We start from the raw sequence: 15554 nt of genomic DNA on the forward strand, positions 1-15554 counted from the left end.
AAGGTCATAAAAAACAAATAAAGGGTGAGCAATATGGAATACGAAAAATGGAATGAAATACTAGCGCCTTATGAACATGCAGTAGAAGAGCTAAAAATAAAATTTAAAAATATAAGAAAAGAATATTTAGCAAAAGGTGAATATTCTCCCATAGAGTTTGTTACAGGCAGAACAAAAAAAATATCTTCCATAATATCTAAATTAAAAAGGATAAATGCAAAAGATATAGAAACTGAAATTGATGATATTGCTGGTATAAGAATAATGTGCCAGTTTGTTGAAGATATATATGCTATAGTTGATTTGATAAAAGTAAGAAATGATATGACTATAATAGGAGAAAAAGATTATATTACAAATTACAAAGATAGTGGTTATAGAAGCTATCATGTTATAATAAAATACCCTATAAACTCAATTGCGGGTTCAAAGGAAATTATATGTGAAATACAAATAAGAACTCTTGCAATGAATTTCTGGGCTACAATAGAACATTCATTAAAATATAAATATGACCATTACATACCTGAGACTCTTGCCGAAAGACTTAGAAGAGCATCTGATGCTGCCTTTCTTTTAGACCAAGAAATGAGTGAAATAAGAGAGGACATAATGAAAGCTCAGGCTATGTATCAAATGAAATCTATAGCTATTAGAGATACTCTAAATAGAATACAAGAATTATATGACTTAGGGGACACACACAAAGCTATGCAGTATCAAAGAAAATTGGATAGAACTGAAACAGATAAAAATATAACCGAGATATTGGAATTAAAACAAGAAATAGATATATTACTGGAGCAATATAAAAATACTAAGGTAGATGATAAAGTAGTTCAATAAAAAGCTACTTATAGAAAATTTGCTAAATATTAATGGGGCTGCCTCTTAATGGAAAATAATTTCTAAAAAGAGACAGCCTATTTAGTGTAATCAAGAAAGGAATGATATTATGAGTTTATATGCTATAGGTGATTTACATTTTTCAACATCAGTCAATAAGCCAATGAATATCTTTGGAAGTAATTGGGATGGTCATGAAAAGAAGATTATAGATAACTGGAAAGAAGTTGTTAAGGAAGAAGATTTAGTCTTAGTATTAGGAGATACATCTTGGGGAATTAATTTATCAGAAGCTAAAAAAGACTTAGATATAATAAGCGAACTTCCAGGACAGAAAATACTTATAAAGGGAAACCATGATTATTGGTGGACAACTGTTACAAGTTTAAATAAATTATACGAAAACATGAGTTTCATTCAGACAAATTTCTATGAATATAAAGATTATGCAATTTGTGGTGGTAGGGGTTGGATATGCCCTAATGATGTCAAATTTGATGAGACTGATGAGAAAGTTTATAAAAGGGAAGAAAATAGACTGAGATTATCATTAGAGTCTGCTCGCAAAAGAGGTCACTCAAAAATAATTGTGATTACTCATTATCCTCCTACAAATGATAAATTAGAAGAATCTTTATTTACAAAGCTATTTGAAGAATATAACGTAGAGAAAGTGATTTATGGTCATTTACATGGAAAAGAATCTTTTAAAATGGGATTAAAGGGAATTAGAAATGGAGTAGAATATATATTAGCATCCTGTGACTATACAGAATTTAAATTAATAAAAGTTAACGATTAAAAAACATAAATTGGTAAATACTATAAGATACATGATTAAAAATAAATATTTGAGGGATTTCGGTTTTGAGAAAGGAGACACGACTTATGAGGTGGATATTAGTTTTTATATTTTTATATCTTATTCCTTTAGTAGTGATATTCAGAAATTACAAGAATTTTAAGAGGTCTTGTATCTACAGTAGTATTTATGTGGTATTAGCTACAACAATAATGATAAGTAATATTTATATGAGTGGACTTAATAAGATAAAAGAATCTATGTATTATCACAATTATATTTCCGATGAGAGGTATGATGAAAAGTATGTATCAAATTTTAATGAAAAAGAAAGTACTGATTTAAAACAGAATAAGGTAAATAATGAAGAAGCATCAAATAATAAAGAATTAAATAGTAAACAAGATGAAAATGAACAAAATAACGAAAGTAATGAAGAGAATACGAATTTAAAAGAAAATAGTGATTCAGAGAATAATGTTTCAGCAAATGATAAATCAGAAGAACAAGAAAATACAACAAAAGAAAGTAGTAATAAAACGAACAAAGAAAAAAATAGTGAAGATATAAAAAAAATAGATATAGAAAGTATAGGAATTTTTAAGAAAGAAATCTATAATATAGAAAGAGTAGCTTTGGTTCCAATGAGAGAATGTATTCCTTACACTAAGGACATAGCAAAAAATATAACTAAATTGTCTAGTATAAAAAAAGATGTTACAAATGCTAGAGATAAGTGTAAAGAAGTTGTAAAAGAGTATGAAAATATGCAGATTCCAGAACTTTCTAAGGAAGAGTATACAGAAACATTGAGCAATGCTAGAGATGATGTAAAGAAAGCATATGAACTTAGAGAAAAATCTATGGAAAGTGCTTTAAAGTTAATAAATACTAAAAGCCCTAAATATATAGGGAAGATAACTGAGTATCTTGACTTGTCAGATAAGCAGATAGAAAGTTTTAAAAATAGATTGAATGATTTAAAAGAAGAAATAAATGAAGCAGAAACAAATAGTATTGATTAATAAGAATTAAGCATATAAGTTAAAAGGGAGATTAAGATGAATAAGCAGAGTATTGGAAAACTAAATATGTTTTTTATGGGGATTACTCAAAGAAACCTTGATAATAGGGATTTTTTTATTGAGTTAGAAGTGATTTTTAAATCTGGAAGAAAAGAATTTAAAGGAGTGGCAACAGAGGAAGATAATAAGTATAAATTTAATTTTAAAGGAAAATCAGATTTATATACATTTAATGAATTGCTTAAGAATATTTCTAAAGAAGCAGAGAACTATGATAGTTTAGTATTTAAATATATTGAGAGAGGAACTATTGTTGTAATCGAAGGCGATAATAAGAAGGTAAATGTAAAGTATCTAGACAACATAGAAGAAGTACCTAAAATAGATGAATTTACAGCATCTCAAATAAAAAACAGAGATTATTATGTAAAAGTAGGACAGGCAAATGCACTTTTAAAAGAAATTGGGGTACTTACAAAAGATGGTAAGATAAAAAATGATAAAATAAGAAAGTACAATCAGATAGACCATTTTGTGGAATTAATAGATAGTATTCTAAAGGAAATAAAGGATAAAGACTGTATAACAATTTTGGATTGTGCTTGTGGTAAATCTTATCTAAGTTTTGTTTTAAACTTTTATATAAAAGAAGTGCTAAAGAAAAACTGTTATTTTATAGGAATAGACTATTCAGATGTAGTTATAGAAGCATCAAGAAATATGGCTAAAAACTTAGGATATAAAAATATGTCGTTTATAAAAGAGGACTTGACTAATTATACACCAAATAGAGATGTTGACCTTGTGATAAGTCTACATGCTTGTGATACAGCAACAGATATGGCAATAGGTCTAGGAATTAGGGCAAAATCCGAAGCTATAGTAGTAGTACCATGTTGCCATAAGGAATTATTAGGGCAATATAAATATGAATCTATGGAACCAATATTAAAACATGGAGTATTTAAAGCTAGATTTGCAGATTTAATAACTGATGGTCTAAGAACTTTGTTATTAGAAGGCAATGGATATGATACTTCTGTAGTAGAATACATATCTCCACTCGATACACCAAAAAATTTAATGATAAGAGCAATAAAAACTAAAACAAATAATGAAAAAGCATTAAAAGAATATAGAGAGCTTAAAGCTCAATTTGGAGTTGAACCAACTTTAGAAAAACTTATATATTAGTTAAAAATGTAAAATTTACAAAAAGCTTGCTTAAATATGCAAGCTTTTTGGTATTATATAGGTATAGTCATATCCAGAGTTTTGATTTATAATTAAAGCTGTGCTATAATATGTGATTAATCAAATCAATAAACGTTACATGGAGGTAAAAATGAACAAATTAAATATATGTATTGATATAGATGGAACAATAACAAGCCCTTATCATTTTCTTCCATACCTAAATGATATTTTTAATAAAAACATAACTGAAGCAGAGTGTATAACACATAATTGGGAAGAATTATATGGTTCAGGGATAAGAGATGTATATACAGAATTTAATAATAAGTATATACATTCATATGATGAAGCAAAGATTGTGGAGGGTGCTACTGAGGTAATTGGCACATTATCTAAAGGACATAAGTTATCTTTTGTAACAGCTAGACATGAGTGTTTAACTGATGTAACTAAAAACTGGCTATCGAGACAAGGATTTTCAGATATAGATGTTTACTTATTAGGAAGTGATTATAAAGTTGAAAAGGCAAGAGAGCTGAGTTGTGATATATTTATAGAAGATAATCCTTTAAACTCAGTACAATTAGCTAATGCTGGAGTTAAAGTAATACTTCTAGATACTAACTATAATAAAGATATTACACATCAAAATATAGTTAGAGTTAATAATTGGATAGATATTGAAAAAATTATAAAACAAAGTGTTTAAAAGATTTGTAAATCGAAAGGGGGAGCATATGATAGATTTAAAACTTGAAAATAGAAAAGGAAAGATTCATGTAAAGAGCAGTGAAGTAAAAGATATTTTAGAATTACGTCCAGACTTTGAATATGTACAAGATATATCAAATACTATAAATCAAGAAAACATATTAGTGTTTGATTGTCAACTGACAGGAAATTCTTTTGATATGGATGATTTAGATATAGAAGAAATATTAGAAGAATTGGGTGAAGAAATAGATGAGTCTTATTTCAATGTTTTATTTGAAGATGTAAGAGCTTATTTAAAAGATGCTACTGATGAGATAGAAGCAGATTTACAAGAAAATTACTTATTTGATAATTTGAGATGTTATTTTGATATATACAATATAAATCAAGAATTTACCGATTTTAAGTTTGTATTTTTAGTTTCTTTTAAAGATATAAAAATTTCTTCATTAGCAAACCTAGCTAAGATTGTTTCTAAAAGACAGCTTATAGGTGCATCTAAGTTTTATAGTTAAAATGGAATCGTATGGTGTTAAAAACTAGTAGCCTTGTAAAAACATTGGTTACTAGTTTTTTTATTTGTACATTTTCACAAAGTTTCAGAAAACTATTTACATTATTAAAAAAGTAATGTATATTAAACATAATGTACAGTATAATGGAAAAATAGAGTTGAGTTACTAAATGTATTAAACAACTAAATGATTTATTTTTAGCTTAGTATAGCAGGAGGAGAATGTATGCAAAATTTAAATGAAATAATTTCAGAAAATTTGAAAAAAATAAGGAAAGAAAAACACCTTAGTTTAGATAAGATTGCTCAACTTAGTGGAGTAAGTAAGAGTATGTTGTCCCAAATTGAGAAATGTGAGGTAAATCCTACTATATCTACTTTAAAGAAAATAACTAATGGACTAAAAATTTCATTTACATCATTGATGGAGAGACAGGAAAGTGATATAGAATTGGTTCAAAAAAGTGATGTGGACCATTTTATTGAGGATGATGGAAAATATATAAGTTATCCGATATTTCCATTTGATTCTAAAAGAAGATTCGAAATATTTATGATTGAAATAGAAGAGGGTGGAAATTTAGATTCAAATGCTGAACTTCCAGGGACACAAGAGTTTATAACTGTTTTTAGTGGTGAGGTAACCATCAAAATAAATGGAGATGATTATGTTGTGTGTAGTGGAAATTCTATAAGATTTAAAGCAGATGTATCACATATATATAGAAACTCAGGTAAGGGTATAGCTAAAATGAGCATGGTAGTATATTATGTATAAATAATTTGGTGAAGTATATAGTTATATTTAGATGTTTTTAGGTATGAGATTAAATAATAGGAGTGTGATTTATGATGATTAACAAAAAAGCTGTCTTTTTCTTTTGTAATGATTTAAAGAAAGACCCAGTAGCAAATAGTGTGATTAAATGTTGTGAGGAAATGATGGATTTAAAGCAAAGTGATATTGTCATTGATGAAAGTTTTGTATTAGAATTTACAGATAAAGACAATAATTTATTTCAGTTTGTAAAGACAAAAGATGTAATAAGTCATAATTACAAATATTACTTGCCAATTTTAAATAAATATTTCAAAGATTATAATTTTGCAGGTGTTGTAAATTGGCATGAGGGGGAAAATGCTCCAGAGCAGATTTTAACAGCTCATACAATTGGAGATGTACCAACAGGAGAGTTTGGAAATTCTAACCCAAGATACTTTAAAAACATAATTAATGCAATTGAAGATATAAAAAATGAAACTTCACTTGATGAATTTACTACATTAACAGAAGCAACCCATTGGTCTGGCACAACATATGGTGAAGAATCTAAACTAATTACAGAATATTCTGTACCTATGTTAGACATAGAGATAGGAAGTAGTAGTGATAGTTTTAATAATAAGATGGCAATACAAGTATTAGCAAAAGCACTGGTTAGAGTATTTGATAATGATGAACCTTTAAAAACTTTATTATGTGTTGGAGGGGTTCATTTTGAAAAATCTTTTGCAGATATTATAAAAAATAAAGAATATAACATATCAATTGGACATGTACTGCCAAATCAGTGGATTGTAAGTGGGATGTATGATGATGAATTTGGATTTGAAAAATTAGAGAAGTGTGTAAATAGTATTGAAGGTGGAATTGATGGTATAGTTTTTCATGATAAATTAAAAGGTACTTATAAAGAGCAATGTCGTAAATTAGGTGAAAAACTTAATGTCCCTGTATTTAAACATAAAATATTAAAAAATCCAAAAGATTTGCCTATATGGTAGCTATATAATCAATATAAATAATAAGTCAGATTAATTTTTAAGTGAGGTCAAAAATGATATTATCTTATTTTGCATTATTAATTAGAGTAGTGCTATTAGCTTTTGAGAGAGTAGTTGTAAGGTTATTAGGCGATGAAGAAGGTGATATTTATAAAAATATAGCTTCATCATTTTTATTTTTCTTTATTGGAGGAGTATGTTTACTTCCATTTAGTTTAACGTATAAAGTTAGTGATTGGTCATTTTTAATACCATGTTATATAAGTAGCTTAGTTTACTCAATTGGCTCAGTAGCATATGTGACATCTTTAGCAACTGGTGAAGTTTCACTTGTGACTCCAATAAACAGTTTAAATTCTTTGTTTCTATTACTTTTATCAGTTATATTTTTAGGTGAAGGTTTAAGTTTAGCCAAAGTTGCAGGAATCATAGTTATGATTGGTGGAGTGTTCATATTAAAAAAAGTAAGTTCTTTTCTAAAAAATGTATCCGTGATTTTTAACAACTTGCCATGTAGACTAATGTTTTTGTACATATTTTTACAATCAGTAGGGAGAGTGCTGGATAAGGCTTTTTTTGTACAAGTATCTCCTATACTATATTCGACTATACTTTATTTCTTTGTAGGATTAAATCTATTTGTATTCTTAGCATTTAAAAAGAAGCAAAAAGTAATTTATGAGATTTTTAGTAATAAAAAGGGTCTTTCAATTGTAAGTGGTGCTATTAATGGATATTCTTATTTAGCATTATTAATCGCTTTAAATAATCTAGAGCTTAGTATAGCTGAACCGTTTTCTCAGGTATCTATGATAATAACTTTGATACTTGCTCACTTTATATTCAAAGAAAATATAAAAGAAAAAATACCAGGTTCAATTTTAATACTAATTGGTGGATGGCTATTGTTACTTTAATCGTTCCATTAATTAAAAAGAAGTATAGATAATTAAAGTCAGTTTAATAAATAGCTAATACATAATTAATAAATAATAAATAGGGAATATAAACATATTTATTTAGATAAATTCGTTTATATTCCCTATTTTGGTTATATTGATTTTTATATTGATATAATATGAATCTCACAAATTATTAGTTCTTATGTCTAACTCTTAGTGGTATATCAAGTTCTTTTGCTAATTGCTTAGATTCTTCTATTTCTTCTGGAGATATTTCATCTACTACTGAGAAAGCCACCTCTTTTATGTGTTTTTTGCAATCTCTTGCAAAATCTAACATATAATCAAATGATTTTTCTCCAAACTTTGGTTGTGTAACTCTATTATATGCTTCTTTATTTGGAGCATTAAGGCTTATTGATACTGCATCTATAACATCTTTTAATAGGATAGCTGTTTTTTTATTGTGTATTAAATCACTTAAACCATTTGTATTTATTCTTGTCTTTATGTTACTTTTTTCTTTTATAAACTTAGCAACTTCTACTAATTCATTTATTCTCATTAATGGTTCACCATATCCACAAAAAACAATTTCATCGTAGTCGTCTAAATTGTATTTGTTGAAGGCTTCTTTTACTTCGTCTATACTTGGTTCATGTTCCAACCATAGACTACCACTATTTGCTACTTCATCTTTTTCATTTCTTATGCAAAAAACACAACTACATGGACATGTATTAGTTATATTTACATAGATACTATTTTCAATTGTATATAAGATATTCATAATTTTCCCTCCATAAATTTAAATTCTTAATTAAAATAACGTCTTTTAAAGTCAAGTTTATCAAGTGCTATACCTAAAATTATAAAGACAATAAAACTTCCTATTGGCTGTAATAAACCAAGTAAGCTCATTATAAATGCACTTGTAAAGCTTCCAATGATTATTCCTTCAGCAAACATGTATAAGACTAACCCTACTATACCTGCTATAATCGAAGCAATTATATTTCTTTTATTTATTATCTTGTCACTTTTAGAAGTGAAAAATAATACAAGTATTGGCTTTATGATTATAGTTGGTATTACCCAAATAGCAGCACCTGTAGATAAATCAGCTAGACCAGCACCTATTGCAGATGCTGCTATAGCGTAGTTTGTTGGTAAGATGGTTGCAGCAAGATAAATAAAAGCATCTCCTATATGAACATATCCATTATTTCCACCCACTGGGATATGTAGTATATACGCTATTGTCAAACATATTATGGATGCAAATAACGCAGAAGTAACAATATAGGTCGTTTTTTTAGAAGTAACTTTATTCATTTTTTCCAATATACTCCCTCCCTAGAAATCCAAAACTAAGATAATTGTAATGTTTTCTTATACATATATTAATATTAATCATACAATTTTCATAGTTTGTTTAGTGTTTTTTTTGTAAAATATAGATTGTACCCATTCAAATGTATATAAATAGAAACGTGGAATAGAGTAGTAGGCAAAGTAGAATATAATATGTGATGTATTAGAAGTGGATAAATTAGAGATAAAAAAATAATATAAGAGAGTCTACCCAATAGACTCTCTTATATTTGGGAAATTAAAGGCTATTTTGTTAGATAATAGCTAATTAATAAAAAAATATATTTATAAAATACTAATTTACTCTGTTAGTAGCAGTTCCTGTTTCTATAACTTCTACAGCACTACTTAAACTAGAATAAACTATATTTTCTATCGCTGTACTAGTGAAGAAACCAAGGTGATGAGTGAATATAACTTGTTCCATAGAAAGAAGTTTGTTTATTTCTGGGTCAGTTAATTCGCCTGGATTCATCTTTTTATTTAAGAATAATCCTTCAGTTTCAAATGTATCAAGGGCAGCAGCTCTTATTTTTCCTGATTCTAGTGCTTCTATTAAGTCCCCTGTCTTAATTAAACCACCACGACCAGTATTTACTATATAAGCTCCATCCTTCATTATAGCTAGAGTATCTTTGTTTATCATATGTTTTGTTCCTTCAAGTAAAGGAGTATGTAATGTTATAAGGTCAGCTTCTTTTAAAAGGTCCTCTAAAGTATCTTTATAAGTTAATATATCATTTAAATCATTATTTGGATATTGGTCAAATGCAATTACGTTAGCCCCTAAGCCTTTGAATAGTTTTGCAGAAGTAGCACCTATTTTTCCAGTACCTATAACACCTACTGTAATAGATCTAACTTCTGTCCCAAGAAGTTCAGCTATCCAACGATAGTCACCTTCACAGACTTTTTTCTTTACTAAAGGAGTTTTTCTTAAAAGGTTCATAGCTTGAGTAACAGCTAATTCAGCTATTGCATTAGGTGAATAAGAAGGAACATTAGTAACAATAAGTCCATTTTCATTAACTAAACCAAAATGTATCATATCCATTCCTGCAGTTCTTGAAGCTATAACTTTAACCCCAGCATCTTTTAAAGTCTCATAAATATAAGGGTTATCTATATAGTTAGTTTGTTGTATAGATATACCATCATACCCTTTAGCTTTAACCACATTTTCTTCAGTCATGTTTTCAGGATAAATATCCACTTGAACATCCTTATGCTCTTCAGACCATTGTTTTATTACTGGTTCTTCATAATCGCGTGCTCCAAATACTAGTATTTTCATATCAATACCCTCCTGTAATTATTAAATTATATGGTAATCTTTCATTTAGAAATAATATGTAACATATAAGGCTATGTTTTTTATACAAAATTTTTAAGGTTAAAAATTTAGTTTTGAAATTGTTTTCCCTGTCATATTTCGATATTTAGTTATTTTTTATTTAATGTAATAATTGCTTTAAAAATTTATCAAAGAAATTGTTATTTTTTAGATTAAATATTATTAAAAATTTATCTAAGTTTGAAATTAGTTAACTAACTTGCTGATTAATTACAATGATAACATGTGTTTTTGAGTTTAGCAATGAAAACTTTTTTTGAAATGTCAAGCTTTTTCACAAAAAAATATATAAAAAAAACTTTTATATGCATAGAAAGGATAGCAAAATGCAATGGAGAGTTGCATAATGCCACGATATGAAAATAATAATTCAATTGTATATTGTTAAAAAACATTCAAATCAAGCGATATTTTGCTTAAATATAAAGTTGGCACGATAAATGCTTAACAATATAGGTGTAAGACAATAAAACAATAAAAAATAATTTTAATAATTTTTAAGTTATTTTAGATAAGATTAGGAACTTTGACATCAAATAGTTAATATCAGAAAAAGGTATTTCATGAGTGATTTAATCGAAATTTTATAATTGATACTATTAAGGAGGAAAACGTTATGCTTTTAGAAGGAGTTAAAGTAGTAGAACTTTCAAGTTTCATCGCAGCACCATGTTGTGCAAAAATGTTAGGTGACTGGGGTGCAGAGGTTATTAAGATTGAACCTATAGAAGGTGATGGAATAAGAGTTATGGGTGGAACATTTAAATCTCCAGCATCAGATGATGAAAACCCTATGTTTGAATTAGAAAATGGAAATAAAAAGGGTGTAAGTATTAATATAAAATCAAAAGAAGGAGTAGAAATATTACATAAATTATTATCAGAAGCAGACATATTTGTAACTAATGTTAGAGTTCAAGCATTAGAAAAAATGGGTATAGCTTATGACCAAATAAAAGATAAATATCCAGGATTAATATTCTCTCAAATATTAGGATATGGTGAAAAAGGACCTTTAAAAGATAAACCAGGATTTGACTACACTGCATACTTCGCAAGAGGAGGAGTTAGCCAATCTGTTATGGAAAAAGGAACATCTCCAGCAAATACAGCAGCAGGATTTGGTGACCACTATGCAGGTCTAGCATTAGCAGCAGGAAGTTTAGCAGCATTACATAAAAAAAGTCAAACTGGCAAAGGTGAAAGAGTAACAGTAAGTCTTTTCCATACAGCTATATATGGAATGGGAACAATGATAACAACAGCACAATACGGAAATGAAATGCCTTTATCAAGAGAAAATCCAAACAGCCCATTAATGACTACATATAAATGTAAAGATGGAAGATGGATTCAATTAGCTTTAATACAATACAACAAGTGGTTAGGCAAATTCTGTAAGGTTATAAATAGAGAATATATATTAGAAGACGATAGATACAATAACATAGATTCAATGGTTAATCATGTTGAAGATTTAGTTAAGATAGTTGGAGAAGCTATGTTAGAAAAAACATTAGATGAGTGGTCAGCTCTATTAGAAGAAGCAGACTTACCATTTGAAAAAATCCAAAGCTGTGAAGACTTATTAGATGACGAACAAGCTTGGGCAAACGACTTCTTATTTAAGAAAACATATGATAGCGGAAATACAGGTGTCTTAGTTAATACTCCAGTTATGTTTAGAAATGAAGGAATAAAAGATTATACACCAGCACCAAAAGTAGGTCAACATACTGTAGAAGTATTAAAATCTTTAGGTTATGATGAAGAAAAAATAAATAACTTCAAAGATAGTAAAGTTGTAAGATACTAATTAGTAATTCTAGATTTTATAAAAGGAGAATACTAAAGATGTACACAATGGGATTAGATATAGGTTCAACTGCATCAAAGGGAGTAATTTTAAAAGATGGAGAAGATATTGTAGCTTATGAGACAATATCTTCTGGTACTGGGACTACTGGACCATCAAGAGTTTTAGAAAAATTATATGGAAAGACTGGTCTTGCAAGAGAAGACATTGAAAAAGTTGTAGTTACAGGATATGGAAGAATGAATTATTCAGATGCTGATAAGCAGATAAGTGAATTAAGCTGTCATGCCAGGGGAGTAAACTTCATAATTCCAGAGACAAGAACCATTATTGACATAGGTGGTCAAGATGCAAAGGTATTAAAGTTAGATAATAATGGAAGACTACTAAACTTTCTTATGAATGACAAGTGTGCTGCTGGTACAGGAAGATTTTTAGATGTAATGGCAAAGATAATAGAGGTTGATGTATCTGAACTCGGAAGTATATCTATGAATTCTCAAAATGAAGTGTCAATAAGCAGTACATGTACAGTATTTGCAGAGTCTGAGGTTATATCACATTTATCTGAAAATGCAAAAATTGAAGATATAGTGGCAGGTATTCATACTTCAGTAGCAAAGAGAGTTTCTAGCCTAGTAAAAAGAATAGGAGTACAAAGAAATGTAGTTATGGTTGGTGGAGTTGCTAGAAATAGTGGTATCGTAAGAGCTATGGCAAGAGAAATCAACACAGAAATTATTGTACCTGATATACCTCAATTAACTGGCGCTTTAGGAGCAGCATTATACGCTTTTGATGAGGCGAAAACATCACAAAAAGAAGTGAAAAATATATAAAAAGAGGGATGAAAATGTCTGAAAAAAAAGAAGCTAGAGTAGTAATAAATGATTTATTAGCTGAACAATATGCAAATGCATTTAAAGCTAAAGAAGAAGGAAGACCTGTAGGTTGGTCAACATCAGTATTTCCTCAAGAATTAGCAGAAGTATTTGACTTAAATGTATTATATCCAGAAAACCAAGCAGCTGGGGTAGCGGCTAAAAAAGGTTCTTTAGAATTATGTGAAATGGCTGAATCTAAAGGATATTCTATCGACCTATGTGCATATGCAAGAACAAATTTTGGTCTTTTAGAAAATGGTGGCTGTGAAGCTTTAGATATGCCAGCTCCAGATTTCCTACTTTGCTGTAACAATATATGTAACCAAGTTATAAAATGGTATGAAAATATTTCAAGAGAATTAGATATACCTCTAATAATGATTGATACAACTTTCAATAATGAAGATGAAGTTACTCAATCAAGAATTGATTATATTAAAGCTCAATTTGAAGAAGCTATAAAGCAATTAGAAATTATATCAGGAAAGAAATTTGACCCTAAGAAGTTTGAAGAAGTAATGAAAATATCAGCTGAGAACGGAAGACTATGGAAATACTCTATGAGTTTACCAGCAGATTCTTCTCCTTCACCAATGAATGGATTTGACTTATTTACTTACATGGCTGTAATAGTTTGTGCTAGAGGTAAAAAAGAAACTACAGAAGCATTTAAGTTACTTATAGAAGAATTAGAGGACAACATGAAAACTGGGAAATCTTCTTTCAGAGGAGAAGAAAAATACAGAATAATGATGGAAGGTATACCTTGTTGGCCATATATAGGATACAAAATGAAAACATTAGCTAAATTTGGAGTTAACATGACAGGTAGTGTTTACCCACATGCTTGGGCATTACAATATGAAGTTAATGATTTAGATGGAATGGCAGTAGCATACAGTACTATGTTTAACAATGTAAACTTAGACCGTATGACAAAATATAGAGTTGATTCTTTAATAGATGGTAAATGTGATGGAGCATTCTATCATATGAACAGAAGCTGTAAGCTTATGAGTTTAATACAATATGAAATGCAAAGAAGAGCAGCTGAAGAAACTGGATTACCATATGCTGGATTTGATGGTGACCAAGCAGATCCTAGAGCTTTTACTAATGCTCAATTTGAAACAAGAATTCAAGGTTTAGTTGAAGTAATGGAAGAAAGAAAAAAACTTAATAGAGGTGAGATATAATGGAAGCTATTTTATCTAAAATGAAAGAAGTAGTTGAAAATCCAAATGCGGCTGTAAAAAAATATAAAGATGAAACTGGTAAAAAAGCTATAGGTTGTTTCCCAGTTTACTGCCCAGAAGAGATTATACATGCAGCTGGAATGCTTCCAGTTGGTATATGGGGAGGACAAACAGAATTAGATTTAGCTAAACAATATTTCCCTGCATTTGCATGTTCAATAATGCAATCATGTTTAGAATATGGATTAAAAGGTGCTTATGATGAATTATCTGGAGTTATTATACCAGGTATGTGTGATACATTAATTTGTCTAGGACAAAACTGGAAATCAGCAGTACCTCATATAAAATATATATCATTAGTACATCCACAAAATAGAAAACTTGAAGCTGGTGTAAAATACCTAATCAGTGAGTACAAAGGTGTAAAAAGAGAGCTTGAAGAAATATGTGGTTATGAAATAGAAGAAGCAAAAATTCATGAAAGTATAGAAGTTTACAATGAACATAGAAAAACTATGAGAGACTTTGTTGAAGTAGCTTATAAACATTCTAATACTATAAAACCATCAGTAAGAAGCTTAGTAATCAAAAGTGGATTCTTTATGAGAAAAGAAGAACACACTGAATTAGTAAAAGAATTAATAGCAAAATTAAATGCTATGCCAGAAGAAGTCTGTTCTGGAAAGAAAGTTTTATTAACAGGTATAGTAGCTGATTCTAAAGATATATTAGATATTTTAGAAGACAACAATATATCAGTTGTAGCAGATGATTTAGCTCAAGAAACAAGACAATTCAGAACAGATGTACCAGCAGGTGATGATGCGTTAGAAAGATTAGCAAGACAATGGTCAAACATAGAAGGATGTTCATTAGCTTATGACCCTAAGAAAAAACGTGGGTCACTTATAGTAGATGAAGTTAAAAAGAAAGATATAGATGGTGTTATCTTCTGTATGATGAAGTTCTGTGACCCAGAAGAATACGATTATCCTTTAGTTAAAAAAGATATAGAAGATAGTGGAATACCTACTTTATATGTTGAAATTGACCAACAAACTCAGAATAATGAACAAGCCAGAACTCGTATTCAAACTTTTGCTGAGATGATGAGTTTAGCGTAAGTTCATTAAAATAAATTT

16 protein-coding genes are annotated in these 15554 nt (G+C 28.8%); 13 read left to right on the forward strand and 3 right to left on the reverse strand.

Annotated features, from left to right (window positions below):
- Positions 1-33: 33 nt before the first annotated feature.
- From Q3223_RS12045 to Q3223_RS12085, 9 genes are all read left to right on the forward strand, one after another.
- Entirely contained in the window at positions 34-846 is an 813-nt protein-coding gene (locus Q3223_RS12045) for a GTP pyrophosphokinase family protein (protein WP_054268925.1), read from the forward strand.
- 109 nt (positions 847-955) lie between these two features.
- A complete protein-coding gene (locus Q3223_RS12050; RefSeq protein ID WP_054275721.1) occupies positions 956-1648 on the forward strand; it encodes a metallophosphoesterase in 693 nt (230 codons plus the stop codon).
- 86 nt (positions 1649-1734) lie between these two features.
- A complete protein-coding gene (locus Q3223_RS12055) occupies positions 1735-2673 on the forward strand; it encodes a hypothetical protein (protein ID WP_407812039.1) in 939 nt (312 codons plus the stop codon).
- A gap of 36 nt (positions 2674-2709) precedes the next feature.
- The gene (locus Q3223_RS12060; RefSeq protein WP_223152931.1) at positions 2710-3867 is read left to right on the forward strand and encodes an SAM-dependent methyltransferase; all 1158 of its coding nucleotides are present in this window, start codon (positions 2710-2712) and stop codon (positions 3865-3867) included.
- A 151-nt stretch (positions 3868-4018) separates the two neighbouring features.
- Entirely contained in the window at positions 4019-4579 is a 561-nt protein-coding gene (locus tag Q3223_RS12065) for a 5' nucleotidase, NT5C type (protein ID WP_407812040.1), read from the forward strand.
- Positions 4580-4607: 28 nt separating this feature from the next.
- The gene (locus tag Q3223_RS12070; protein WP_021382913.1) at positions 4608-5099 is read left to right on the forward strand and encodes a hypothetical protein; all 492 of its coding nucleotides are present in this window, start codon (positions 4608-4610) and stop codon (positions 5097-5099) included.
- A 225-nt stretch (positions 5100-5324) separates the two neighbouring features.
- Positions 5325-5876, forward strand: coding sequence for a helix-turn-helix domain-containing protein (locus Q3223_RS12075; RefSeq protein ID WP_054268930.1), 552 nt, complete (start codon positions 5325-5327; stop codon positions 5874-5876).
- A 71-nt stretch (positions 5877-5947) separates the two neighbouring features.
- Entirely contained in the window at positions 5948-6883 is a 936-nt protein-coding gene (locus Q3223_RS12080) for a D-aminoacyl-tRNA deacylase (protein ID WP_223152932.1), read from the forward strand.
- Positions 6884-6936: 53 nt separating this feature from the next.
- Positions 6937-7800 carry an EamA family transporter gene (locus Q3223_RS12085; RefSeq protein ID WP_054268931.1) on the forward strand — a complete coding sequence of 288 codons (864 nt, stop codon included), beginning with the start codon at positions 6937-6939 and terminating at the stop codon, positions 7798-7800.
- 178 nt (positions 7801-7978) lie between these two features.
- On the opposite strand, the gene Q3223_RS12090 is transcribed toward Q3223_RS12085, so the two are convergent.
- The 3 genes from Q3223_RS12090 to Q3223_RS12100 form a co-directional block, all read right to left on the reverse strand.
- A complete protein-coding gene (locus Q3223_RS12090; protein WP_167639817.1) occupies positions 7979-8575 on the reverse strand; it encodes a TIGR04100 family radical SAM protein in 597 nt (198 codons plus the stop codon).
- 26 nt (positions 8576-8601) lie between these two features.
- Positions 8602-9129 carry a TIGR04002 family protein gene (locus Q3223_RS12095; protein ID WP_054268933.1) on the reverse strand — a complete coding sequence of 176 codons (528 nt, stop codon included), beginning with the start codon at positions 9127-9129 and terminating at the stop codon, positions 8602-8604.
- A gap of 325 nt (positions 9130-9454) precedes the next feature.
- A complete protein-coding gene (locus Q3223_RS12100; protein ID WP_054268934.1) occupies positions 9455-10453 on the reverse strand; it encodes a D-2-hydroxyacid dehydrogenase in 999 nt (332 codons plus the stop codon).
- A gap of 676 nt (positions 10454-11129) precedes the next feature.
- Between Q3223_RS12100 and hadA the strand changes: the two genes are divergently transcribed.
- From hadA to hadC, 4 genes are read left to right on the forward strand one after another with little or no spacing between them, the layout of a single operon-like run.
- Positions 11130-12329, forward strand: coding sequence for an isocaprenoyl-CoA:2-hydroxyisocaproate CoA-transferase HadA (gene hadA / locus Q3223_RS12105; RefSeq protein WP_054268935.1), 1200 nt, complete (start codon positions 11130-11132; stop codon positions 12327-12329).
- Positions 12330-12367: 38 nt separating this feature from the next.
- A complete protein-coding gene (gene hadI / locus Q3223_RS12110; protein ID WP_021382982.1) occupies positions 12368-13168 on the forward strand; it encodes a 2-hydroxyisocaproyl-CoA dehydratase activator HadI in 801 nt (266 codons plus the stop codon).
- Positions 13169-13182: 14 nt separating this feature from the next.
- Complete coding sequence (gene hadB / locus Q3223_RS12115; RefSeq protein ID WP_074179972.1) at positions 13183-14409, forward strand: (R)-2-hydroxyisocaproyl-CoA dehydratase subunit HadB; 1227 nt, start codon at positions 13183-13185, stop codon at positions 14407-14409.
- Positions 14409-15536, forward strand: a complete 1128-nt coding sequence (gene hadC / locus Q3223_RS12120; RefSeq protein ID WP_054268937.1) for a (R)-2-hydroxyisocaproyl-CoA dehydratase subunit beta — start codon at positions 14409-14411, stop codon at positions 15534-15536. Before hadB ends, hadC begins: the two co-directional genes overlap by 1 nt.
- The last annotated feature ends 18 nt before the right edge of the window (positions 15537-15554 follow it).

This window comes from Clostridioides sp. GD02367 (assembly GCF_045900275.1).
Taxonomy (GTDB): Bacteria; Bacillota; Clostridia; order Peptostreptococcales; family Peptostreptococcaceae; genus Clostridioides; species Clostridioides difficile_A.

Bases quoted from the DNA above. Each gene is read 5' to 3' on its own strand.
- Q3223_RS12045 (WP_054268925.1), top strand. From the start codon at position 34: ATGGAATACGAAAAATGGAATGAAATACTAGCGCCTTATGAACATGCA.
- Q3223_RS12085 (WP_054268931.1), top strand. From the start codon at position 6,937: ATGATATTATCTTATTTTGCATTATTAATTAGAGTAGTGCTATTAGCT.
- Q3223_RS12075 (WP_054268930.1), top strand. From the start codon at position 5,325: ATGCAAAATTTAAATGAAATAATTTCAGAAAATTTGAAAAAAATAAGG.
- Q3223_RS12070 (WP_021382913.1), top strand. From the start codon at position 4,608: ATGATAGATTTAAAACTTGAAAATAGAAAAGGAAAGATTCATGTAAAG.
- hadB (WP_074179972.1), top strand. From the start codon at position 13,183: ATGTCTGAAAAAAAAGAAGCTAGAGTAGTAATAAATGATTTATTAGCT.
- Q3223_RS12100 (WP_054268934.1), bottom strand. From the start codon at position 10,453: ATGAAAATACTAGTATTTGGAGCACGCGATTATGAAGAACCAGTAATA.
- Q3223_RS12090 (WP_167639817.1), bottom strand. From the start codon at position 8,575: ATGAATATCTTATATACAATTGAAAATAGTATCTATGTAAATATAACT.
- Q3223_RS12060 (WP_223152931.1), top strand. From the start codon at position 2,710: ATGAATAAGCAGAGTATTGGAAAACTAAATATGTTTTTTATGGGGATT.
- hadI (WP_021382982.1), top strand. From the start codon at position 12,368: ATGTACACAATGGGATTAGATATAGGTTCAACTGCATCAAAGGGAGTA.
- Q3223_RS12065 (WP_407812040.1), top strand. From the start codon at position 4,019: ATGAACAAATTAAATATATGTATTGATATAGATGGAACAATAACAAGC.
- hadC (WP_054268937.1), top strand. From the start codon at position 14,409: ATGGAAGCTATTTTATCTAAAATGAAAGAAGTAGTTGAAAATCCAAAT.
- Q3223_RS12080 (WP_223152932.1), top strand. From the start codon at position 5,948: ATGATGATTAACAAAAAAGCTGTCTTTTTCTTTTGTAATGATTTAAAG.
- hadA (WP_054268935.1), top strand. From the start codon at position 11,130: ATGCTTTTAGAAGGAGTTAAAGTAGTAGAACTTTCAAGTTTCATCGCA.
- Q3223_RS12055 (WP_407812039.1), top strand. From the start codon at position 1,735: ATGAGGTGGATATTAGTTTTTATATTTTTATATCTTATTCCTTTAGTA.
- Q3223_RS12050 (WP_054275721.1), top strand. From the start codon at position 956: ATGAGTTTATATGCTATAGGTGATTTACATTTTTCAACATCAGTCAAT.